The following is a 22,896-nucleotide window of genomic DNA, read 5'->3' as shown; positions in this document are numbered from 1 at the left end:
CGCGGGCCCGTCACCGTCCATGAGCTGAGGCCGGCTCCGGTACCGCTCGGAGCGGGGCTCGGCCGCCGCAGGCTGCCCGACCGGGGGATGGTCGAACCGGTGCTCGACCGCCGCCAGGATACGGTGCGGGGGTCGCGGCGCCCGCACCCGGTGACCCCGTGAACCGCGACGCAACCGCTGTGACCAGCAGAGACCGAGGAGTTGCATGTCCACCGTCAGCCGGCTGCCCGGGATTGTCACGATCGACCACGTCTTCCAGGTCCCTCTCGACCACTCCGCCCCCGACGGTGAGCAGATCGAGGTGTACGCCCGCGAGGTGGTGGCCTGCGGCCGTGAGAAGGACGACCTGCCCTGGCTGGTCTTCCTCCAGGGCGGGCCCGGCGGCAAGGCCGCCCGCCCGCTCGGCCGGGACGCCTGGCTGGACCGCGCCCTGGACGACTACCGGGTGCTGCTGCTCGACCAGCGCGGTACCGGGCGGTCCACGCCCGCGACCCGGCAGACCCTCGCCCGCCGCGGCGGCCCGCAGGAACAGGCGGACTACCTGGCGCACTTCCGCGCGGACTCGATCGTGCGGGACGCCGAGCTGATCCGCCACCGGCTGCTCGGCGCCGACAAGCGCTGGAGCGTACTCGGCCAGAGCTTCGGCGGCTTCTGCACCCTCACCTACCTCTCCTTCGCTCCGGAGGGCCTGACCGAGGCCTTCATCACCGGCGGCCTCTCCGGCCTCGGCAGCTCGGCCGACGACGTCTACCGCGCCGCGTACCCTCGCGTCGTCAACAAGAACGAGGACCACTACGCCCGATTCCCGCAGGACGTCGAGGCCGTGCGGCGGATCGCCGCCCACCTCGCCGCCTCCCCCACCGCCCTGCCCGGTGGCGGGCTTCTGACCGTCGAGGCCTTCCAGTCGCTCGGACTCATGCTCGGCGGCGGCAGCGGCTCCGGCGCCCTGCACTACCTGCTGGAGGAGGCCTGGGTGGAGGGCCCGGCCGGGGCCGAGCTCTCCGACACCTTCCTGGCCAGCGTGCAGGCCCGGCTCTCCTTCGCCGAGGGCCCGCTCTACGCCGTGTTGCACGAGTCGATCTACGGCCAGCGCTCGGTGGACGAAGGCGGCACCGGCTGGTCGGCCGAGCGGGTCCGCAAGGAGTTCCCGCAGTTCGATGCCCGGGCCTCGCTGGAGTCCGGCGCCCCGGTGCTGTTCACCGGGGAGATGATCTACCCCTGGATGTTCGACACCGACCCGGCTCTGCGCCCGCTGAAGGAGACCGCGGACCTGCTCGCCGCCCGCACCGACTGGCCCGACCTGTACGACCCGGCCCGGCTGGTCGCCAACACCGTGCCGGTCGTGGCGGCGGTGTACCACGACGACATGTACGTGGACACCGCCGACTCGCTGGCGACCGCCCGCGCGGTGCGCGGCCTGCGGACCTGGATCACCAACGAGTGGGAGCACGACGGCCTGCGGGTGAGCGGCGGCAAGGTGCTGGACCGGCTGATCAAGATGGCCCACGGCGAGGTGTAGCAGCTCGGGGCCGGCGGGGCGGCGAGCGGCTCAGTGCGCACGGCGGTCCCCTCTCGCCGCCTGCCGGGTGCCCCGGCACCGATGGAGCCCGGCACCGGACCGGACGGCGGCCGACGCGCACGCCGTCGCCCGGCCGAGCCGCACACCCCGGGCGGGGCGCCGCCCGACCGCCGGACCGCCCCCTGACACCGGGCCACACCCCGACGCCGGGAGCAGAGCCACCGGCCCGGGCCCGCCCCCGTCCGACCCCGGCTCGGCGGAGCTGCCGAGGCTCCCGGGGCCACTGGGCCCGTCGGGGCCGCGATCGGTCCGGGCCGACGAGGTGGCCGCGCCCTTCCGGCGGGCGCCCCGTCGGCGTCGACGCCCGCCGCTGGCCGGTCCGGGCCGCTCCTCGGGGCGCTCGGGGGCCTCGCCCGCGCCCGTGCCCGGGGCTGGCCCCGGCCCAGGCGCTCCGTCCACAGCGGGATCGGGCTCGGTGGCCGGCTTGCCCGCGCGCTCCTCGCGCCGCCGTCGCTGGGCCTCGACGGCGGCCATCAGCGCCCCGGGCGTCATGCCGTCGTTCATCGATTCGTACAGCAGCTCGGCCAACAGGTAGCCCGGGGCGAGCCGCAGCACGTGGCCGAGCACCACCCGGGCGGTCGCCGTGTCCCCGGCGACCCAGGAGGCCCAGGCCAGCAGCGTGAGCGGGGCCACCGCACAGCCCTCGTACGGCGGCACGGCGCGCCGGGCGAGGAAGCGCCAGAGCCGCTCGGCGGGGGCGAGCTCGGCGGGCCGGACGTACTCGACGCCACGGTCCCGGGTGAGGCGGTCCCGCAGGGCGAGGAGCAGCCGGGCCGTCCGCTCCTCGTCGAGTTCCCGGGCGCCGGCCGCGAACTCGACGAAGGCCTGCTCCAACAGTTCGATTCCCTGCTCGCGGGAGACCGGGTCGACGGCGGCCTCGGCCCGGGCGAGCGCCTCGCGCTGGGCGGCGTCCTCCGGCGGGCCGACCGGGACGAGCCCGCCGATGATCGCCTTGCGGCTGCCGCGCGGCACCAGGCCCGCCACCGTCGCGGCGGCGGCCGCCGGGCCCGGATCGGGCCCGCGCCGCACCGGGTTGCCCGCCGGATCGCAGCACCCCTCACGGCCGCAGAGGAAGGACCACCAACGGCCGTCCGAGACGCACAGCGACTCCTTGACCGCCGCTCCCCTGCGCCCGAAGGCCGCCCGAAGGTGGTCGGCCAGCGGCCGCAGGCCCTCCACCACCGGCGGGGCGTACGCCGTCACCGGATCCTGGCAGAGGTAGAGGAGCACCTGGAGCGGGCGGCTGCCGTGGCGCTCGGAGAGGGCGACCAGCAGGGCGGCCGTCTCCTCCGCCGCCGCGGGCCAGTCCGCGGGCGAGGCCGGGAGGTCCGCCCGGATGACTCCGCCCTGGTGCAGGTCGGGGCCCTGGAGGCCGACCGCGACGATGCTGTCGTCGGGGTAGAACCCCAGGAGATAGGGCAACAGCTCGGCCATGTCGGCCGGACCGCGCATGACGACCGGCCGCTGCTCCGAAGCCGGGCCGAGGGACAGGATGACGTGTTCGTTGTTCATCGCGTTCATGGCCGCAAGAGTGGACGCAATCCGACAACGGCGCCGAACGTCTTTTTTTTCCTGTGGATAACTCGGCCCCCGAATTTCTCATCGCTCATTCGGAGCACACAACACCCACTCCGCCGAGTGGATTTTGACAACCGTTCAGCGGATCAACGGATGAAATCCACTCCGCCTTCCGCTCCCGTGCCTCACCCGCATTCGCCCCTTGTCGGCGCCATGGGGTTACATCGACGCCATGCAGCAGCCCGACATCCACACCACCGCCACCGCCGACCGCGACCAGGTCCGGGCGCGGGCCGAGACCGTCCTCCGTGAGCTGGCCGGCCCCGGCGCCGCCCTGCGCGAGGACCAGTGGACGGCCATCGAGGCCCTCGTGGTCGACCACCGCCGCGCACTGGTCGTCCAGCGCACCGGCTGGGGGAAGTCCGCGGTCTACTTCATCGCCACCGCCCTGCTCCGCGCCCGCGGCGCCGGGCCGACGGTGATCGTCTCCCCCTTGCTCGCCCTGATGCGCAACCAGGTCGAGTCGGCGGCCCGGGCCGGCATCCACGCCCGCACCATCAACTCGGCCAACACCGAGGAGTGGGACGAGATCCAGTCCGAGGTCGCCGCCGGGAAGGTCGACATCCTGCTGGTCAGCCCCGAGCGGCTGAACAACCCGGACTTCCGCGACCAGGTGCTGCCGAAGCTCGCCGCCTCCACCGGCCTGCTGGTGGTCGACGAGGCCCACTGCATCTCCGACTGGGGCCACGACTTCCGCCCCGACTACCGGCGGCTGCGCACCATGCTCGCGGACCTCCCGCCCGGGGTCCCGGTGCTGGCCACCACCGCCACCGCCAACGCCCGGGTCACCGCGGACGTCGCCGAGCAGCTCGGCACCGGCACCACCGACGAGCACGCCCTGGTGCTGCGCGGCCCGCTCGACCGGGAGAGCCTCACCCTGGGCGTGCTCGCCCTGCCCGACCCGGCGCACCGGCTGGCCTGGCTGGCCGACCACCTCGACCGGCTCCCCGGCTCGGGCATCGTCTACGCCCTGACGGTGGCCGCGGCCGAGGAGGTGACGGCCTTCCTGCGCGAGCGCGGCTTCCCGGTGGCCTCCTACTCCGGCCGCACCGAGGACGCCGAGCGCCGCACCGCCGAGGCCGACCTGCTGGCCAACCGGGTCAAGGCGCTGGTCGCCACCTCCGCGCTCGGCATGGGCTTCGACAAGCCCGACCTCGGCTTCGTCGTCCACCTCGGCTCGCCCAGCTCGCCGATCGCCTACTACCAGCAGGTCGGCCGGGCCGGGCGCGGGGTGGACCGCGCCGAGGTGCTGCTGCTGCCCGGGCGGGAGGACGAGGCGATCTGGCGCTACTTCGCCTCGCTGGCCTTCCCGCCGGAGGAGCAGGTGCGCCGCACCATCGACGCCCTGGCCGACGCCGGCCGCCCGCTCTCCACCGCCGCCCTGGAGCCCCGGGTGGACCTGCGCCGCGCCCGACTGGAGACCATGCTCAAGGTGCTGGACGTCGACGGCGCCGTCCGCCGGGTCAAGGGCGGCTGGACGGCCACCGGGCAGGGCTGGGAGTACGACACCGCCCGCTACGCCAAGGTGGCCGCCTCCCGGGAGGCGGAGCAGCGGGCGATGCGCGACTACGCGGCGGCCACCGGCTGCCGGATGGAGTTCCTGCGCCGCCAGCTGGACGACGAGCAGGCCGCGCCCTGCGGGCGGTGCGACAACTGCGCGGGCCCGCTGCACACCCCGGAGGTCTCGGCCGAGACGCTGGCCGCGGCCCGGGCCGCGCTCGGCCGCCCGGGCGTGAGCTTCGAGCCGCGCCGGCTCTGGCCCACCGGGATGGACGCGCTCGGGGTGCCGCTCAAGGGCCGGATCCCGGCGGGCGAGCAGGCGGAGACCGGACGGGCGCTGGGCCGGCTGTCCGACATCGGCTGGGGCAACCGGCTGCGCACCCTGCTCGCCGAGCAGGCGCCGGACGTGCCGGTGCCCGGCGAGGCGGTGGACGCGCTGGTGGCGGTGCTGGCCGACTGGGCGCGCGGCCCGGGCGGCTGGGCCGGGCCGGCGACGGCGGAGGGCACCCGGCTGGAGCGGCCGGTCGGCGTGGTGACCATGGCCTGCTCCACCCGCCCCCAGCTGGTCGGCAGCCTCGGCGCGCGGATCGCTGAGATCGGGCGGCTGCCACTGCTCGGGAGGATCGAGTACGCGGGCGGGCTGCCGCCGCACGGGGCCCGCAGCAACAGCGCCCAACGGCTGCACTCGCTGGCCGGGGCGCTCGTGCTGCCGCCGGAGCTGGAGCAGGCGGTGGCGGCGGCCGGCGGGCCGGTGCTGCTGGTGGACGACCTCGTGGACTCGGGGTGGACGGTCACCGTGGCCGCCCGGCTGCTGCGCCGGGCCGGGGCGAGCGCGGTGCTGCCCCTGGTCCTGGCCGTGCAGGGGTGAGCGAGCCGCGGCCGACCACTGCGGGTAGACCGTCTCCGGCCACGACCACCCTCACCCGAATGGCCTAACAGAAAGGAGTTGACAGGGCGATTTCGATCACATCGCGGACCGACCCGGGAAAGGAGTGCCGACCATACCGAACGTGCCTCACCATGCCCTTTGCGGGGTGTGGATCAAGGTCGGGCGCCGCCTCGGCAACACTCGGGCGGTCGTGGAACATATCCGGCAGATCATGGGCTTTCGGGTGGCGTTCATCATTTCATCGTTGCCGGTCCGCCCCCGTTGCCCCGAGAATTGGGGGGTACCCGAAATCCGGTCCGCTGGACCCGCCCTTCGGCGTACCCAGGCACCCGCCTGCCCACGGGCCAGGAAGGAGGATCGTGATCAACGGTATCGACCGAGGTCAACATCCCCTCTCCGGGAGTTCGTCGCCCAGACGGCTGCTCGACCTGGAGACCTGGACCGCCTCGGGGATCCCGTTGCTGCGCGATCCGCGCGAGTTCGTCCTGGAACTGCACCAGCGCCACCTGCCCCAGCCGGGCACGGTCGTGGTCGCGGTCCTGGACGCGCTCCACCACCTGGCCGCCACGGCCTCGTTCACGCCCTGGCCGCACGACACCGACGGCTGGCAGCACCGGAACGACCTGCTGGCCCACCTGCGCCGGATCATCCCGCACGACCTGCGCCAGCCCGAGCCGACCCGGACGGCCGTGCTGCTGCGCTGCCGCGAGGGCGCGCCCGGCTGGACGGAGCAGGACGGTGCCTGGATGTGGGCACTGCGGGACGCGTCCGTGCTGCACGGGCTGCGCTGCGGCTCGTACATCGGGCTCACCCCGGCGGGCTGGCAGATCCTCGGCGACGGGCGCAGCGGACGCAATCCGCATGCGGGTTCATGGACGGACGGGCCGGTGCACACCGTCACGGAGCTGCCGCCCCGGTCGGCGCTCGACGACGCCCCGCGCAGTCAGCGCGCCCGGCAGCAGGCGGCCGAGCAGGCCAAGCGCGTCGACGCTCCGCCGCGCTCCCACCCGTCCGAGCCCCCGTGGACCCCGGCGCGGGTCACGGCCGTCGAACCGAGCCGCCGCACTGGCACCCGCTGAACGGCGCCGACGGGCACCAACAGGCACCGGCAGGTGCGGCGTACGACGCCCGACCGGCACGCCCGACACGTCCGGTACACCCGCACGCCCGGTTCCGCGCCGACACGCGGCGGGGCGGGTCACCTCGGACGGACTCCGGGCCCGGCACCGTGAGGCGTCGGGCCCGGAGCGGGAGCGAATGTCAGGCCGTGACCGGGCGCCCCGGTGCGGCACCGGAAACCCCGGTGGCAGCCGGGCCGGCCTCCCCGCAGACCACCAGCAGGCCGGTCGCGCGGGCGAGCGCCTTGGTGTATGTCTCGGCGGCCCGGGTGGGCGAACCGCCGTTGACCACCAGAACGACCACCTCGCGGCGGACCGGACGGTTCAGCGCGGCGTCCGCGTAGAACACGTCCCCGCCCTCGGCGAGTTGCGCCCAGTAGCGCTCCTCGCCGAAGGAGAGTTCGTGCTGCTGCCAGGGATGCGCCCCGCCGACGGTCAGCACCAGGATGTTGCCCGGGTTGCGGCCGGAGTCCAGCAGCTGGTCGACCGCGTCGTCGGCGCGTTCCAACGCCTGGGCCGGGGTGGCGGCGATCCGCCGGACCTCGACCTGCGGCGTGGCAGCAGCCGGGCGGCGCGGCGCCGGTCCCGGCTTGGGGATCAGACGCGGCGAGCCCGAACGGTCGACGCGCGGCTGAGCCGGGCGTGGGGGCGCCGGACGGGGGCCGGGCACCGGGGCCGGTGCGGCGGTGACGGTGGTGGGTGCGGTGGCGGGCGCGCCGCCGGTGGCAGGCGCGTGGAGGGCTTGTGCGTCCGACTCGCGGGGGAAGGGAACGCCGGGGCCCGGGAGGCTCTCGTGAATCTCCGGCTCCTCGGGGAAGACAGGCATACCCGGATATCTATCAAATGCCGGTCGGGCGCGCACAGGCGCCCCACCCGCTGAGCACCGGACACCCGCCACCCACACCCGGGGCAATTTCAGACGGACCGTCAGAAACCGAGCGTCAACTGTTCGTCAGCGGATCCCTGAACCATGCCCGCGACGTCCCGGCCGCGCTTGAGGTGACGCCACTTCGGCAACGCGTCCATGTAGGCCCAGGAGAGCCGGTGGTGCTCGGTGGGGCCGTACTCCTCCAGCGCGGCGCGGTGCACCGGGGACGGATAGCCGGCGTTCTCCGCGAAGCCGTAATCCGGGTACGCCTCGCCCAGTTCGGCCATCATTCCGTCACGGTGGACCTTGGCCAGCACCGAGGCGGCGGAGACGCAGATGCAGGACTGGTCGCCCTTGATCACCGTGCGCACCCGCCAGGGGCCGCCCAGGTAGTCGTGCTTGCCGTCCAGGATCACCGCGTCGGGCTCGACCGGCAGTGCCTCCAGCGCGCGGACGGCGGCCAGCCGCAGTGCCGCCGTCATACCGAGCTCGTCGCACTCCTGAGGTGAGGCGTGCCCGAGCGCGTACGCGGTGACCCAGTCGGCGAGCACCGGCGCGAGTGCCTTGCGACGCAGCTCGGTGAGCAGTTTGGAGTCGGTCAGCCCCTTGGGCGCCTTGCGCAGTCCGGTGACGGCCGCGCCGACGGTGACCGGCCCGGCCCAGGCGCCGCGTCCCACCTCGTCCAGGCCCACCACGACCTTGGCGCCGGCCCGGCGGAGCGAGCGTTCGACGGAGTGCGTCGGCGGGACGATGGGCATCGCAGGGGCTCCGTTCGGCAAAGCAGCCCGTTCGAGTGGGCCAACCCCCAGCCTAAGCCCGCTGACTACCGCCTTGAACCGGGCCTGCACGGCTGCCCCGAGCCCGGCCCGCCCGAGCCCGGCCTGTGCGGCCACCCCGAACCAGCCCCGCGCGACCGCTCTACGACTGCCGGATCAGCGGGACCAGCACGTCGTCCACCAGCCGGACCGCGAAGTCGGGGGCCATCTCCCGGTCGTGGACCTTCACCCGGAACAACAGCATCGCCGGAATGACGTCGGCGACCAGCGGACTGACCGCGCCGGGCCGGACGTCGCCGCGCTCGACGCCGCGACGGAGGATGTCCAGGATGGTGTCCTTGGTCGGCTCCATCACCCGCTGCACGATGAAGCCCTTGAACACCTCGGCCTGCTGCTGGGAGAGCTCGCCCATCAGCACCTGCAGGGCGGCGCCCGCACTGGAGCCGATCGCCTCCGTGAACAGCTCGATGAGCTGCAGCAGTTCAGCCCGGGCGGACCCGAGGTCGGGCACCCCGTGCGGGCGTGGGAGAGTGGAATCCAGGGCGTCGATGACGAGTTCCATCTTGGACGCCCAACGCCGGTAGAGCGCGGCCTTCCCGGTCCGCGCCGCAGCGGCGACGCCCTCCATCGTCAGTCGCGCGTAGCCGCCGGAGGTGAGCTGGTCGAGCACGGCCGCGAAGATCGCGTTCTCCAACTCCTTCCCCCGGCGCCGCACCGGCCGGGCCAGCGCCTCCCGGGCGACCCGCACCGGGCAGCGGGGCTCCAACTCCCCGCCCGGCGACCCCGCGGGCGCCACCGACCCCACTGGCACCACCGACTCCCCGGACGCCCTGGGCCCCACCGGCGCCGCACGGCCTGCAGGCCCGGCCTGCGCCGCACCCGCTGCCGCAGCCACAGCCACAGTCGCCAGGGGCGACGGCACCGCATCCTCCGCCGGTCGGGCGGCCGCCCGACCGGACGCCCGGTCCGCCGTGAGGCGCCGCACCAACCGATCCATCGCCACCCTCCTTAAGGAACGCTTGCGTTCACTATCAAGCCCAGGATATCGTCCAGATTAGTGAACGGTACCGTTCCTTCCCAGCCCGCACCTGCACCGCCCGTCGTCGGCGCACAGCAGCACCCCGGGCCCGGCAGGTAGGCCGGACACCAAGCACCGAGTTACCGGGCACCAAGCACGTACCACCACCGCGCACCAGGCACCGAGCACGTAGCCAGCAGGGGGAAGATTCGTGGCCATCTCCGACACGCTCGACAAGAACTCACCACCGAAGGGCCGCGGAGGTCGGGGGAAGGGCATCACCCTGACCGTCATCGCGGCCACGCAGCTCATGGTCGTGCTCGACGCGACCATCGTGAACATCGCGCTGCCGCACATCAAGGACGCGCTGAACTTCTCGACCACCGACCTGTCCTGGGTCATCAACGCCTACACGCTGACCTTCGGCGGGCTGCTGCTGCTCGGCGGTCGCGCGGGCGACATCCTGGGCCGCCGCCGGGTGTTCATATTCGGCACCCTGCTGTTCGGCCTGGCCTCGCTGCTGGGCGGCTTCGCACAGGACAGCGGCCTGCTGCTGGCGGCCCGCGCGCTCCAGGGCATCGGCGGCGCGATCTGTTCACCGACCGCCTTCGCCCTGATCGCCACCAACTTCGACGAGGGACCGGAACGCAACAAGGCGTTCGGCGTGTTCTCGGCGGTGGCCGGCTCGGGCGCCGCGATCGGCCTGCTGGCCGGCGGTCTGCTCACCGAGTACCTGAACTGGCGCTGGGTGTTCTTCGTCAACGTGCCGATCGCGATCCTGATCGCGATCGCCGCGCCGCGCTACATCGCCGAGTCCGAGCGCCACCCGGGCCGCTTCGACGTGCCCGGCGCGCTCACCTCGACGCTCGGCCTGGTCGGCCTGGTCTACGGGTTCATCCGGGCCGCCTCGGACGGCTGGTCGGACAGCATCACGCTCGGCTCCTTCGCGGCCGGTGCGATCCTGCTGGCCGCCTTCTTCGTGATCGAGAAGCGCACCGACCAGCCGATCACCCCGCTGCACCTGTTCGCCAACCGCAACCGCACCGGCGGTCTGGTGATGATGCTCTGCCTGGCCGCGGCCATGTTCGGCATCTTCTTCTACGTCGTCCTGTTCGTGCAGGGACCGCTCGGCTACAGCCCGCTCATGGCCGGCGTCTCGTTCCTGCCGATCAGCGTCTCGATCATCATCGCCGCGCAGATCGCGTCCAACCTGCAGGCCAAGTACGGCCCGAAGCCGTTCATGGCGGGCGGCGCACTGCTGGTCACCGTCGGCCTCTCCTGGCTGACCCAGATGAGCAAGGACAGCGGCTACGTGGACGGGGTGCTCGGCCCCACGGTCGTCTTCGGCTTCGGCATGGGCCTGATCTTCGTCCCGGTGATGCTGCTCGCGGTCGCGGGCGTGCCGGGCGAGGAGACCGGTGCCGCCTCCGGCCTGCTCAACTCGATGCAGCAGATCGGCGGTTCACTCGGCCTGTCGATCCTGACCACGGTCTTCGCGCACTACGCGACCGCCGAGGCCAAGGTCCAGACGCCGATCTTCATGGAGAAGGCCACTCCGGAGCAGCTGGGCTACCTCCAGCAGCACCATGAGTTCCCCCAGGGCACCGACGCCGCCAACTCGGTGCTCACCCAGGGGATTTCGCACGGCTTCATCGTCGGCGCGGCGCTCGCCGGGGTCGCCCTGCTGATCTCGCTCTTCGCGATCAAGGCGAAGGCCAGCGACCTGCCGAGCGGCGACTCCGCCGGTGTCGCGATGCACTGAGCGATCGCAATGCACTGAGCGATCGCAATGCACTGAGCAATCGCGACGCACTGGGGCACCGCCACGCACTGCGGCACCGCCGCCGAACGGGCCCGCCGGGAGCAGCACGCTCCCGGCGGGCCCGCCGCGCACCCCGGCCGTCAGAAGTACGGGTCGATCCGCAGCCCCGCCCGCTCGCAGGCGTTCGTGCCGCCGAACCCGCCGTCGGCCAAGGGCCGTGCGGCCAGGATCCCGCGGGCCCGGTCGGCGGCGCGGCTGGTGGCGGGCCAGGCCGAGGGGTGGTCCGCCAGGTCGGTGCGGATCAGCTGCAGCGCGCAGGTCCGCTGCGGTTCGGGGAGCCGGTCCAGGGCGGGCACCGCGTCCGCGGAGAGCTCGCGGACGTTGCGCAGGTCGATCTGCTGCGAGCGCTCGTACCGGGCGACGTTCTGCTCCGCGACGATCGCGTCCGGCCCGATCAGCCCGTACACCGCGACGGTGACCACGCCGCTCAGGACCACGGTGCGTGGCAGCCAGCCGGCGCCGCGGGTGAGCCCGGCGGTGATCAGCAACAGGAAGACGACGCCCAGCCAGAGCTCGGCCACCAGCACCCACAGCCGCAGCCGGGTGAGCCCGGAGGCGTCCACGTAGAACCACATCCGGCCGAGCGCCGAGGCGACCACGACCAGCGCGAGCAGGCAGAGCAGGCCGAGCAGGATCCGCGCCACCCGGCGGTCGGCCGGCGTGGTGCGTGGGGCCCAGCGCTTGGCGACGGCCACCACGACCAGGGTCAGCACGGTGATCACGCTCAGCTGCCAGAAGCCCTGCCGGGCGTACTCGGAGCGGCTCATCCCGGTGCGGCTGAGCACGGCGTCCGCGCCGCCGAGCACCACCACGGCCTGGAGCACCGCGAAGGCGCCGAACATCAGGTCGAGCGCGACCAACGGCAGCGCCCACTCCAGCCGTCGCCGTTCCCGCCCCGGCCGGGCCGTCATGCGGTCCCAGCGGCGCGGGCCGGCCGCGATGTGCGCGAAGCCCAGTGCGGTAAGCCCGCCGAGCACGAACAGCATGGCACGCAGTGGCAGTTGACGGAGGTCGAAGCTGGGGTTGAGGCCGCTCAGCAGGTCCGCCATGGCGGCGTCGGCGCTGGCGAACAGCAGGCCGAAGACGGTCAGCAGGACGGCGGCGACCGCGAGCGCCTTGAGCACCGGGACGATCCGGCCGCGCCCGGGCAGCGGCCGGCCTTCCAAGCCGTTCCAGAGCCAGCCCACACCCGGCACCAGCTGCCAGACGGCGGCGGGCAGGGCGAACAACACGCCCGGCCAGCGGCGGCCGCCGTGCAGCGCGAGCGAGGCCAGGCCGAGCGCGCCCCCGACGGACAGCACGGTGGGCCAGCCGGCGTCCCACAGGGCCGGGACGGCGAGCAGGGCGAGCGCGAGCAGGCTCCAGATCACGGTCCAGGGCCGCACCCGGCGGCCCGCCGCGTGGGCGACGAGGCCGGCCCCGACGGCGGTGACGGCACCGCAGATCAGCAGGTTGACTCCCACGCCGTCGTACAGCAGCCAGGCCGTCAGCAGGCCGGTGAGCAGCGCGAACAGGAGGACTCGGGGTGTGGCCGCCGCCCGGCGCTCGGGGTCCGTACGGCGCAGCCATTCACCGCGCGAGGGCACGGGCGTGCCGGGCGACCGGTACGGCCCGTTCGGGCCGGGCGACCACTGCGGGCCCGGCGGGCGGCGGTCGGACGCGGGCGGCGGATCGGTCGGGGCAGGCGCGGACGGACCTGACATGAGTCCCCCTCAGTGGTCGGCGGGCATGCGGAAGCCGCCCTCGGGGCGGTCCGCCGGCGGCCGACGGGCGCGCCGGGCGCCTCGGCCGCTGCCGACTGTAGACCATTCTGAACAAGTTCAAAAGTTAGTTCTGAACGCGTTCAGAAAACTGCGACCACGGTCTACCCCTTGACCGACCCGGCCAGCAGCCCGCGGACGAAGTACCGCTGGAGGCTGAAGAAGACGATCAGCGGCACGATGATCGACAGGAACGCCCCGGCCGTGAGCAGTTCCCAGCGCCCGCCGAAGGAGCCGGACAGCTGGGCCAGCCGGACCGTCATCGGCGCCACGTCCGGTGTGCCGCCGGCGAAGGTGAGCGCGACCAGCAGGTCGTTCCAGGCCCACAGGAACTGGAAGATCGCGAACGAGGCCAGCGCCGGGGCGCACAGCGGCAGCACGATCGAGCGGAAGATCTTGAAGTGCGACGCGCCGTCCACCACCGCCGCCTCCATCAGGTCGCGCGGCAGCTGGGCGATGAAGTTGTGCAGCAGGAACACCGCCAGCGGCATCGCGAACATGGTGTGCGCCAGCCAGACCGGCGCGTAGCTGCCCTTCAGGTCCACCGCCGGGATCAACGTCAGCGGGCCCAGGTGCGCGCCGCTGGAGAAGAGCCGCAGCAGCGGGATCAGCGCCATCTGGAGCGGCACCACCTGGAGTGCGAACACCGTGAAGAACACCGCGTCGCTCCCCCGGAACCGCACCCAGGCCAGCGCATAGGCCGCCATCGCCGCCAGCACCAGCGGGAAGAGGGTGGCCGGGACGCTGATGGCCAGCGAGTTCACCAGAAAGGGCATCAGACCGGTGGAGACGCCGGAGCCCCCCTCGAACAGCACCGCGTGGTAGTTGCCGAGCCCGAAGTCCGGATGGAGCAGGGCGTTCCACCAGCCGTCGGCCGTCACGTCCTGCTTGGGACGCAGCGAGGTCACCAGCAGGCCGAGGGTCGGGATCGTCCAGAGCACCGTCATCGCGATCACGAACACCGAGGCCAGCGGGCTGCTGAAGGCCTTCCGCACGGGGTTCCCCTGAACCGGACGACGGTCGGCGGTCCGACGGTCAGCCGGACGACGAGCAGCCGGACGACGAGCAGCCGGACGGTCGACGGGCTTCCGATCGACGGGGCCCGCGCCGACCGCCTCCCCCTCAGGAGTGCTCACCGCACCTCACGCTCCTTCCGCAGCTGGACGATGTTGTAGGCCACCAGCGGCAGCACCGCGAGGAACAGCAGCACCGCGAGGGCGCTGCCCCGCCCGCCGTTGAACTGCACGAAGGACTGCGAGTACATCTCGTTGGCCAGCACCTGGGTGCCGAAGTTGCCGCCGGTCATGGTGCGGACGATGTCGAAGGCCTTCAGGGTGATGATCATGACGGTGGTCAGCACGACCATCACCGTGGTGCGGATCATCGGTACGGTGACCGACCAGAACAGCCGCAGCCCGGTCGCGCCGTCCAGCCGGGCCGCCTCGGTCACCTCGTCCGGGATCGCCTTGATCGCCGCCGACAGCACCACCATCGCGAAGCCGGTCTGCACCCAGACCATGACCGCCATCAGCAGGAAGGTGTTCAGCGGCTGGCTGAGCAGCCAGTTCGGCGGGTCCGACCAACCCACCGCGTGGGCGAGTTGGCTGAGCAGACCGATCTGCGGCTGGCCCTTGCCGCGCGCCTCGTAGACGAACTTGAAGATGATCGAGGCGCCGACCAGCGATATCGCCATCGGCATGAAGATCAGCGACTTGTACACCGCCTGACCGCGCATCCGGTCCACCAGCAGCGCCAGCGTCAGGCCCAGCCCGGTCGCCACCAGGGGCGCGACCACCAGCCACAGCAGGGTGTTGAGCAGCACCTCCCGGATCGAGTCGGTGGTGAACGCCCAGCCGAAGTTCTCACCGCCGACGAACCTGCTGCCGTCGGCGCTCTGCAGGCTCAGGTAGACGGTTCGGACCAGCGGCACCACCAGGCCGACCGCCAGCAGCAGCACGGCCGGCCCGAGGAACACCAGCACGGCCAGCGGTCGGGCCAGCCGGCCCCTGGCCCGGCCGGCCGCCAGGAAGACCAGCAGCAGGATGCCGAGGAAGCCCGCGATCGCGCCGATGCTGTTGCCGAACTTGACCGCCGCGTCGCCCCAGGCGCCGGCAGCCAGGGAGTCGACGGGAGGCAGGAAGTCGGCGGACGGCGGGGAGCCGGGTACGGGCATGGCTGTACGTCCCTTCGGGTCCGGTGATGGGAAGGGGGCAGGCGGTGCGGGTGGGTGGCCCCGCACCGCCCTCGACAGGTGGTCCTCGTCGCCCCGGGCTCTCGGGCGCGGGCCGCCCCGTGCCCGACGAGCCCGGGCGGGCTACTTCGGCCAGGCGGCGTCGATGTCGGCGGCGGCCTTCTGGATCGACTGTCCCTCGGCGAACCAGGCGGTCAGCGACTTCCACTCCTGCCCGGAGCCGACGGCCGCGGGCATCATGTCCGAGGCGTCGAAGCGGAAGGTCGCACTCGGGTCGGTCAGCGCCTCCGCCGAGAGCTTGTCGATCGGGTCGGTGTACAGGCTCTTGTCCACGCCCTGGTTGGCCGAGACCCAGCCGGTCGCGGTCTTCACCCGGCTGCTCGCCCAGTCCGAGCTGGACAGGTAGTTCTGCACCGCCTGCACCTCGGGCTTGCCGGAGAAGGCGGCCAGGAACTCGCCGCCGCCCTCGACCGGGTTGGCGATCGACGGGTTCACCGCGGGCAGGTGGAAGGCGAAGACGTCGCCGTCCGGGCCGACCTTGGTGCCCTTGGGCCACTGCGCCTCGTAGAAGGAGGCCTGCTGGAGCATCGCGCACTTGCCGGTGAGGATCGGCGCGCCCGCGTCCTGGAAGGTGGTGGTGGCGATCGACTTGACGTCACCGTAACCGCCGTTGACCCAGGCCGGGTTCTGCATCCAGTCGGCGACGGTCTTCATCGCCGTGGTGATCTTCGCGTCGGCGAACTTCACCTGGTGGCCCACCCACTGGTCGTACAGCTCGCCGCCGTAGCTGCCCAGCACCACCTCCTCCAGCCAGTCGGTGGCCGGCCAGCCGGTGGCCGTGCCGGAGGCGATGCCGCCGCACCAGGGCTTGGGGCCGCCCGCCTTGGCGATCCGGTCGCTGAGCGCCATCAGGTCCGCCCAGGTCTTCGGGACCTCGTAGCCGGCCGTCTTGAAGGCCTTCGGCGAGTACCAGACCAGCGACTTCATGTTGGCGCTCATCGGGGCCGCGTAGAAGGTGCCGTCGACCGAGCCGTAGGTCTTCCAGACCGGGCTCCACTTGTCCTGGTTGGCAACGGTCTGGGCGGGTGGCTTGACCACCTTGCCGCTCTTGACCATCTGCGCCAGCAGGCCGGGCTGCGGGATGATCGCGAAGTCCGGGGCGTTGCCGCCGGCCACCCGGACCGGCAGCTGGGACTCGAAGTCGTTGGACCCCTCGTAGCTGATCTTGATCCCGGTGCACTTGCTGAACTCGGACCAGGACTTCTCCAGGTTGTCCGACTCCGGGCTGAGGATGGAGGCGAACATCGTCACCGTGGTGCCCGAATGGCCCGCGTACGGCTGGTACTTGGCGCAGTCACCGGTCAGCGTCCGGGCCGCCGAGTCGCCGCCGCCCGAACCGCCGGAGCTGTTCGAGCAGGCCGCGGTCAGGGTCAGTGCCGCGAGCAGGACGGGTACGGCGGCCAGGCGACGACGGGAACTCCCGGACGGTGCGGTCGGGTTGAGGGTCAATGCGGTCCTCCTCGCCAGGGCGTGCTGCCGAAGGTTGGCTGAACGACATCGCGCTGTACGGGAGATGGGCGTGCAGAGGTCGCGGGCGAGCGGCGGGCCGAACCGATTCGACGACGTTAACGCAGCCGTCGGCCGCCGCCAAGGTCCGCGGTCGACCTTCACGGACCGGTGCCCACACCGGTGCCCCGACCGCGACCACCGGAAACCGACGATCACCCCCGAGCGCGCCCGAAGGAAGCCCGGAGGCACCCCAGAGGGGGCCTGGGGGGCGGAGGGAGCCCGAGGGAAGCCCCGAGGAAGGCCAACGGCCCCACCCGGAACCCCGGACAGGGCCAGCGGTTCCGGCGAACCGTCAGAACAGTCGGACGGGCAGCTCCAGCAGGCTGTTCACCACCAGCGACGGGCTCGGCCGCAGCCCGGCGTCCGGCACCGCCAGCGACAGCGCGGGGAAGCGCTCGAACAGCGCCGGCAGCGCGACCCCCGCCTCCAGCCGGGCCAGCGGCGAGCCCGGGCAGACGTGCGGGCCGTGGCCGAAGGACAGGTGCCGGGTCGGATCCCGGGTGATGTCGAACAGCTCCGCCGTCACCCCGTGCTGCAGCGGGTCCCGACCGATCGCGTTGTACGAGACCAGCACCGGCTCGCCCACCGGGATCACGACCCCGTCGACCTCGATGTCCTCCGCCGCGAAGCGGAACAGGAAGTTGCTGGTCGGCGGTGTCCAGCGGAGCGACTCCTCGACCACCGCGTCCCAGGAGACCTTCCCCGCGCGCACCAGCTCCAGCTGGTCCGGATGCGTCAGCAGCGCCCGCACCGCGTTGCCGATCAGGTTCACCGTGGTCTCGTGACCGGCCGCGATGATCACCCGCAGGGTGGCCGCCGCCTCCGCGTCGGTGAGCGCCCCGCCCTCGGTGTCCGCCGCCAGCAGCACGCTCGCCAGGTCCTCACCCGGGGCCGAACGGCGCTGCGCCACCAGGTCGTTGACGAAGGCGTTCAGTCCGGCGATGGTCGCCTGGATGCCGGCCGGATCGGGCTTGATGCCGAAGAACCGCTCGTACAGGTCGCGCAGCACCCCGTGGTCCGACTCCGGCACGCCCAGCAGCGAGCAGATCACCGTCATCGGCAGCGGGAAGGCGAAGGCCGTCTTGAGGTCGACCACCGGCTCCCCGGCCGCCAGGCCGTCCAGCAGCGCACGGGTGATCTCCTCCACCCGCGGACGCATCAGCTCGACCCGGCGCGGGGTGAAGGCCTGGGCGACCAGCGCCCGCAGCCGACGGTGCTCGGCGCCGTCCGTGGTCACCATGCTCGGCCCCGGCACCGCCAGGCCGATCAGCGGCCAGGTCTTCGGCACCTCGCCGCGCCGGTAGGCCGCCCAGTGCCCGGCGTCCTTCACCAGCCGGGCGTCGGTGAGCAGATCGCGCGCGGCCGCGTGCCGGGTCACAGCCCAGGCGGCCACACCGCCGGGCAGCACCACCGGCACCACCGGGCCGGCCGCCCGCAGCAGGGCGCCCTCGGCGGCGTTGTCGCGGGCCAGCGGGTCGAGGGCGATCGGGGCCGGGGCAGCGGTCATCGGCGTCAACTCTCCTAAAGCTAGAGGGACTTGGAACGATTGTGCACGTCCTGTGGATCTTGGCTGGCCCGGCGCGGATCCGCAAGACGCGCGCTGGGACACCTCCTCAGGCCGGGTGCCCCGGAGTGAACGAGACCGGCAGCGCGACCAGTCCGCGCACCCACGCCGAAGGCCGCCACACCAGCGCGTGCTCGGCCACCGCCAGCCGCAGGTCCGGCAGCCGGTCCAGCAGCACCTCGATCGCGGTGGTGGCGATCACCTCCGCCGCCTCCTGGGCCGGGAACGGGCAGCCGTGCTCGCCGTACGAGTAGCTCATGTGCGCCCGGTTGCCCTCCGCCGGACGGCCGTCGGCCTGCCGCACCGACGGGTCCGCGTTGGCCCCGGCGAAACCGAGCAGCAGCATGTCCCCCTCGGCGATCCGCTGGCCGCCCAGCTGGGTGTCCCGCACCGCCCAGCGGCCGGCGAAGATCTGCGTCGGGGTGTCCTCCCACAGCGCCTCGTTGAGCGCCTGGCTGATGCTGCGCCGACCGCCCGCCAGCGACGCGGCGAAGCGCTCGTCGGTGAGCATCAGCCGCAGCGCGTTGGAGATCCAGTACGAGCTCGGCTGGTGACCGGCGATCAGCAGCACTCGAAGGTCGCGCATCACCTCGTCGTGGGTCAGCCCCGCCGGGTGCTCCAGCATCCGCGAGGCCACGTCCGCGCCCGGGTGCTCGGTCTTCTCCTCCACCAGCGCGAGCATCAGCTCCAGCAGCCGCTGGGCTCCGGCCGGCGCGTCCGCGCCGCCGTCCAGCATCGCCAGCAGCGCCGCGATCAGCTGCGGCGCCTGCTCCTCGTCCAGGCCCAGCACCCGGCACAGCACCAGCAGCGGCATCCGGTGCGCGTACTCGGCCACCAGGTCGGCCTCGCCGCGCCCGGCGAACTCGTCGATCAGCCGGTCGGCGATCTCCTCGGAGTGCTTGCGCAGCTCGTACGGGTCGATCCCGGCCAGCGCGTCGGTGACCGCGCGGGAGCGGCGCACGTGCTCCTCGCCCTCGGCGTACAGGATCGACGGCACCGGCGCCATCATCGGCTTCAGCGGCCAGTCGGCGGGCAGCGTCGACCAGGCGTGCCAGCGGCTGGAGTCCCGGCCGAACAGCTGCGGCTGGCCGGTGACCTGCTGCAGCTCGCGGTAGCCGATCACCAGCCAGGCGGGCACGCCGCCGGCCAGCTCGACCGGGGCGACCGGGCCGTGCACGGCGCGCAGCTCGCGGTAGAGCTGGGCCGGGTCGGTCTGGAAGCGCGGCCCGTACAGCGGCGTGGCGCCGGCGTGCGCCGGGCAGCCCGGGGGCGGGGTGACGGCGGGCTGGGTCACGGGGTGCTCTCCTCGTAGATCGCGTCGGATGCTCCGGCGAGGGCGGCCAGGTGGTGGACCAGGTCGATCAGCACCCGCTTGCCGGACTCGCGGTCGCGGGCGTCGCAGTCCACCAGCGGCACCTCGGCCGGCAGGTCCAGGGCCTCGCGGACCTGCTCCAGGGTGTGGGTGGGCTCGCCGAAGTTGTTGCGGGCGACGATGAACGGGGTGCCGTGGTGCTCCAGCCGGTCGATCGCGTACCAGGAGTCCTCCAGCCGCCGGGTGTCCACCAGGACGACCGCGCCCAGGGCGCCGCTGAACAGGCGGTCCCAGAGGAACCAGAAGCGCTCCTGCCCGGGCGTGCCGAACAGGTAGAGCACCTGGCGCTCGGACAGGGTGATCCGGCCGAAGTCGAAGGCGACCGTGGTGGAGCGCTTGCCCCAGGTGCCGGCCGGGTCGATGCCCTCCCCCGCCCGGGTCATCACCTCCTCGGTGTTCAGCGGGCGGATCTCGCTGACCGAGCCGACCAGGGTGGTCTTGCCCACCCCGAAGCCGCCGACCACAACGATCTTCAGCGCGTTGTCGGCGGTCGCCCGCAGCGGGGTGCGCACCGCGGGCCGGGCGTCCTGGAGGTCAGAGCCGTTGGAGGCCATGCAGCACCTGCTTCAGCGTGTCGAGGTCGGGCAGCCGGGCCTTGTTCGGCGCGAACCTGGGGTGCCGGGCGGTGACCGCCCCGGACTCCAGCAGGTCGCCGAGCAGGATCTTCACCACCGAGACGGGCAGCGACAGCTCCGCCGCCACCTCCACGACGGCGGTCGGGGCCTCGCACATTCGCAGGATCCGGGCGTGCTCCGACTGCATCCCGGGCGTCGGCTCCCGCTCCGCGACGATCAGGGTGACCAGGTCGAAGGCGTTCTCCGGGGCGCGGCTGCGGCCCCCGGTGATGGTGTAGAGGCGGTCCGGGTCGTCGTCCCGGCCCGGCAGCACCGGCCCGCCGTTCATATCCCGGCGCTCTCTTGTGTGGCGGCTTCGTCGCTACGGGCGGGCGCGTTGAGGTGGACACCGATCTGCTCGATCAGGCCGTGCATGTTGTGGCCGACCACGCCCACGTCCGCGTCGTCGTCCGTGACCACCGCGAGGTGCGCGCCCTCACCGGCCGCCACGATGCACAGGATGCCGCCGTGGAACTCGGTCATCGACTGCCGCACACCGCCGCTGCCGTCGCCGAACTCGATCGAGGCGCCGTGCGCCAGGCTCTGCAGGCCGGAGGCGATCGCGGCCAGCTGGTCGGCCTGGTCGGCGCTCAGCCCGGCGGTGTGGCAGAGCTTGAGGCCGTCGGCGGAGAGAACCAGGGCGTGCCGGGTGCCGGGGGTTGCCGCCAGCAGGTTTTCCAACAGCCAGTCGAGGTCGCGGTCGGTGGCGCTGCTCATCAGGTGTCCTTCTCGGTGACGGGGGAGGCGTCGGGCGTGGTGTCGGTGTCCGCGGTCGGCGTCGCCGCGGGTACGGGCGTGGCGACCGGTGTCGGCACTGCGGCCGGTACGGGCACCGTCGGCTGGGCGGCCCGGCGGAAGGCGCCGAACCGGGCGGCGGCACCCGCCGCGTCGGTCCGTACGGCCTTCGCGGCCGGGGCCCCCGCGGGGGCGGTGGTGGACAGCGTCTGCCCGCGGCGGCGCTGCGGCAGGCCGCTGTCGGTCATCCGGGAGGGCGCGGCCGAGCTCTGGGCGGGGACGGCGGGCGCCGGAACCGCCGTGGCGGCCGGTACCGCGGCGGGTACCGCGATCGGGGCGGCACTCGGCGCGGCGGGCGCGGGCGGCAACGAGGCGGGCGCCGGGCGGGCAGGGGTGAGCGCGGGGCGCGCGGACTCGACCGCCGGCGCGGGGGTCTGGACGGGCGCCGGGGCCTGATGCGTGACCAGCTGCTGCGGGATCAGCATCACCACCCCGGTGCCGCCGCGCGCCGACGGCCGGAAGGAGATCTGCAGCCCGTGCTTGCGCGCCAGCATGCCGACCACCGCGAGGCCCAGCCGGGTACCGGCGGAGAGCGCGGTGAGGTCCTGCGGCTCGGCGGAGACGGCCCGTTCGGCGCGGCGCAGCCAACTGTCGCTCAGGCCCAGCCCGCTGTCCTCGACGGTGACCGCCAGACCGGCCGGCACCTCCTCGACGTAGACGTGCACCTCGGCCGGCGGGGCGGAGAAGTTGGTGGCGTTGTCCAGCAGTTCGGCCAGCGCGTGCATCACGCCCTCGGCCGCGTACCCGGCGACCGCGGCGGTGCTGGCGTTGTGCAGCCGCACCCGCTGGTAGGCGCCGATCCGGCCGAGTGCGCCGCGCAGCACCGACTCCACCGCGATCGGCTTGGCCCAGCGGCGGCCCGAACGGGCCCCGGTGAGCACCGCGATGCTGTCCGCCATCCTGCCCGCCTGGGCGGTCGAGTGGTCCAGGCGCAGCAGGTCGCCGAGGACCTCCTCGTTGTGCCGGTGCTGCATCTCGCGCAGCTCGGCATGCATGCTCGTGGCCAGCGCCTGCACCCGACCGGCGGCGGTCGCGCAGACCGCGAGCGCGGCGGCCCGCAGCCGCTCGCCCCGGCCGATCTCCTCGCCGACGGCGCGCAGCAGCGCGTACTGGGGGTGCTTGCGGTGGGCGGCCAGCGCACTGTCCACAGCCGCGCCCCCACGCAGCTTCTTCACCACTTCGGGCAGCACACCCTCGGGGATCCGGTCCAGCTCGGCGCGCTCGGCGGCGGCCCGCTCCCGGGCGGCCTCGGCATCGGCCCGCTCGGCGTCCAGCTCGGTCCGCAGCCGGGCCAGCTCGGCGCGCGCGGCGGTGACGTCCGCCTCGGCGCGGGCCTGCTCGGCGCGGGCGGCGTCCCGTTCCGTCTGCGCGGCGGTGGCGCGCTCCTTGGCGGCCGCCTCGGCCTGCCGGGCGCTGCCGGCCACGACCAGCGCCGTCATCGTCTCCCGCTGCTGCTCCTCCACCGCCTCGGCCAGCTGGCGGGAGCGCTCGGCGCCGCTCGCGGCCAGGCCGACCGCGATCAGCCAGAGCACCGCGACGGCGCCCACCGCAACGGCGGTGAGCGGCTGGTGCGCGCCCAGGGCCCGGCCGACGCCGACCGGTGCGGCGACCAGGGCCAGCAGGACGGCGGCCGCCGTGAGGGCGACGGTGCGCGGCGCGGGTCGGCGGCGCGGTCGACCGTCAGGGCTGGTGGCTTCTCTCATCGGGGCGGTCCTCGGCAACGTCGGCGGGCGGCGGCGCGGGCGGCGGATCGGCGACGGTTGCGGCCGCCGACAGCGGGTCGAGCGCATACGAGGCCGCCCGGCGACGTCGTGAAACGTCTCCGGGCGGCTGATCCGTTCACGCTTTCGGCCGATCATATCGATTCAGACATTGGCCTCAAG

General features: G+C 73.4%; 18 protein-coding genes. 4 read left to right on the top strand and 14 right to left on the bottom strand.

What is annotated here, in order from left to right:
- The first annotated feature begins 205 nt into the window (after window positions 1-205).
- Complete coding sequence (locus ACFQ87_RS19215; RefSeq protein WP_380611965.1) at window positions 206-1,519, top strand: alpha/beta fold hydrolase; 1,314 nt, start codon at window positions 206-208, stop codon at window positions 1,517-1,519.
- Between the two features lie 30 nt (window positions 1,520-1,549).
- On the opposite strand, the gene ACFQ87_RS19210 is transcribed toward ACFQ87_RS19215, so the two are convergent.
- A complete protein-coding gene (locus tag ACFQ87_RS19210; protein ID WP_380611964.1) occupies window positions 1,550-3,100 on the bottom strand; it encodes a DUF4192 domain-containing protein in 1,551 nt (516 codons plus the stop codon).
- A 229-nt stretch (window positions 3,101-3,329) separates the two neighbouring features.
- On the opposite strand from ACFQ87_RS19210, the gene ACFQ87_RS19205 reads away from it, so the two are divergent.
- Window positions 3,330-5,525 carry a RecQ family ATP-dependent DNA helicase gene (locus ACFQ87_RS19205; protein ID WP_380611963.1) on the top strand — a complete coding sequence of 732 codons (2,196 nt, stop codon included), beginning with the start codon at window positions 3,330-3,332 and terminating at the stop codon, window positions 5,523-5,525.
- Between the two features lie 380 nt (window positions 5,526-5,905).
- Complete coding sequence (locus tag ACFQ87_RS19200) at window positions 5,906-6,625, top strand: hypothetical protein (protein WP_380611962.1); 720 nt, start codon at window positions 5,906-5,908, stop codon at window positions 6,623-6,625.
- A gap of 181 nt (window positions 6,626-6,806) precedes the next feature.
- Here ACFQ87_RS19200 and ACFQ87_RS19195 read toward each other — a convergent pair whose 3' ends face one another.
- From ACFQ87_RS19195 to ACFQ87_RS19185, 3 genes are all read right to left on the bottom strand, one after another.
- Window positions 6,807-7,490 carry a hypothetical protein gene (locus ACFQ87_RS19195; protein ID WP_380611961.1) on the bottom strand — a complete coding sequence of 228 codons (684 nt, stop codon included), beginning with the start codon at window positions 7,488-7,490 and terminating at the stop codon, window positions 6,807-6,809.
- A gap of 101 nt (window positions 7,491-7,591) precedes the next feature.
- Window positions 7,592-8,290 (bottom strand): ribonuclease HII, encoded by a 699-nt coding sequence (locus ACFQ87_RS19190; protein ID WP_380611960.1) that lies wholly within the window; start codon window positions 8,288-8,290, stop codon window positions 7,592-7,594.
- A gap of 160 nt (window positions 8,291-8,450) precedes the next feature.
- Window positions 8,451-9,119, bottom strand: coding sequence for a TetR-like C-terminal domain-containing protein (locus ACFQ87_RS19185; protein ID WP_380611959.1), 669 nt, complete (start codon window positions 9,117-9,119; stop codon window positions 8,451-8,453).
- A gap of 418 nt (window positions 9,120-9,537) precedes the next feature.
- Here ACFQ87_RS19185 and ACFQ87_RS19180 point away from each other — a divergent pair, with 418 nt between their 5' ends.
- Window positions 9,538-11,088: an MFS transporter gene (locus ACFQ87_RS19180; RefSeq protein WP_380611958.1), complete on the top strand. Its 1,551-nt coding sequence runs from the start codon at window positions 9,538-9,540 to the stop codon at window positions 11,086-11,088.
- A gap of 140 nt (window positions 11,089-11,228) precedes the next feature.
- Here ACFQ87_RS19180 and ACFQ87_RS19175 read toward each other — a convergent pair whose 3' ends face one another.
- From ACFQ87_RS19175 to ACFQ87_RS19130, 10 genes are all read right to left on the bottom strand, one after another.
- Entirely contained in the window at window positions 11,229-12,851 is a 1,623-nt protein-coding gene (locus ACFQ87_RS19175; RefSeq protein ID WP_380611957.1) for a DUF4153 domain-containing protein, read from the bottom strand.
- A gap of 161 nt (window positions 12,852-13,012) precedes the next feature.
- Window positions 13,013-13,903, bottom strand: a complete 891-nt coding sequence (locus ACFQ87_RS19170) for a carbohydrate ABC transporter permease (RefSeq protein WP_380611956.1) — start codon at window positions 13,901-13,903, stop codon at window positions 13,013-13,015.
- A gap of 137 nt (window positions 13,904-14,040) precedes the next feature.
- The gene (locus ACFQ87_RS19165; protein ID WP_380611955.1) at window positions 14,041-15,081 is read right to left on the bottom strand and encodes a carbohydrate ABC transporter permease; all 1,041 of its coding nucleotides are present in this window, start codon (window positions 15,079-15,081) and stop codon (window positions 14,041-14,043) included.
- Between the two features lie 141 nt (window positions 15,082-15,222).
- On the bottom strand, window positions 15,223-16,608 hold the full coding sequence (locus ACFQ87_RS19160) for an ABC transporter substrate-binding protein (RefSeq protein ID WP_380611954.1): 1,386 nt from the start codon (window positions 16,606-16,608) through the stop codon (window positions 15,223-15,225).
- Between the two features lie 352 nt (window positions 16,609-16,960).
- Window positions 16,961-18,175 carry a cytochrome P450 gene (locus ACFQ87_RS19155; protein WP_380611953.1) on the bottom strand — a complete coding sequence of 405 codons (1,215 nt, stop codon included), beginning with the start codon at window positions 18,173-18,175 and terminating at the stop codon, window positions 16,961-16,963.
- A gap of 106 nt (window positions 18,176-18,281) precedes the next feature.
- Window positions 18,282-19,526 carry a cytochrome P450 gene (locus ACFQ87_RS19150; protein ID WP_380611952.1) on the bottom strand — a complete coding sequence of 415 codons (1,245 nt, stop codon included), beginning with the start codon at window positions 19,524-19,526 and terminating at the stop codon, window positions 18,282-18,284.
- A complete protein-coding gene (locus tag ACFQ87_RS19145; RefSeq protein ID WP_380611951.1) occupies window positions 19,523-20,158 on the bottom strand; it encodes an ATP/GTP-binding protein in 636 nt (211 codons plus the stop codon). Before ACFQ87_RS19145 ends, ACFQ87_RS19150 begins: the two co-directional genes overlap by 4 nt.
- Window positions 20,139-20,507 carry a DUF742 domain-containing protein gene (locus ACFQ87_RS19140; RefSeq protein WP_380611950.1) on the bottom strand — a complete coding sequence of 123 codons (369 nt, stop codon included), beginning with the start codon at window positions 20,505-20,507 and terminating at the stop codon, window positions 20,139-20,141. Before ACFQ87_RS19140 ends, ACFQ87_RS19145 begins: the two co-directional genes overlap by 20 nt.
- Window positions 20,504-20,935 carry a roadblock/LC7 domain-containing protein gene (locus ACFQ87_RS19135; RefSeq protein WP_380611949.1) on the bottom strand — a complete coding sequence of 144 codons (432 nt, stop codon included), beginning with the start codon at window positions 20,933-20,935 and terminating at the stop codon, window positions 20,504-20,506. Before ACFQ87_RS19135 ends, ACFQ87_RS19140 begins: the two co-directional genes overlap by 4 nt.
- Window positions 20,935-22,716, bottom strand: coding sequence for a sensor histidine kinase (locus ACFQ87_RS19130; RefSeq protein WP_380611948.1), 1,782 nt, complete (start codon window positions 22,714-22,716; stop codon window positions 20,935-20,937). The genes ACFQ87_RS19135 and ACFQ87_RS19130 overlap by 1 nt, the downstream gene beginning before the upstream one ends.
- Window positions 22,717-22,896: the final 180 nt, after the last annotated feature.

The organism is Kitasatospora sp. NPDC056531 (genome assembly GCF_042794375.1).
GTDB lineage: Bacteria > Actinomycetota > Actinomycetes > Streptomycetales > Streptomycetaceae > Kitasatospora.
This window is presented reverse-complemented; position numbering and strand designations above follow the sequence as displayed.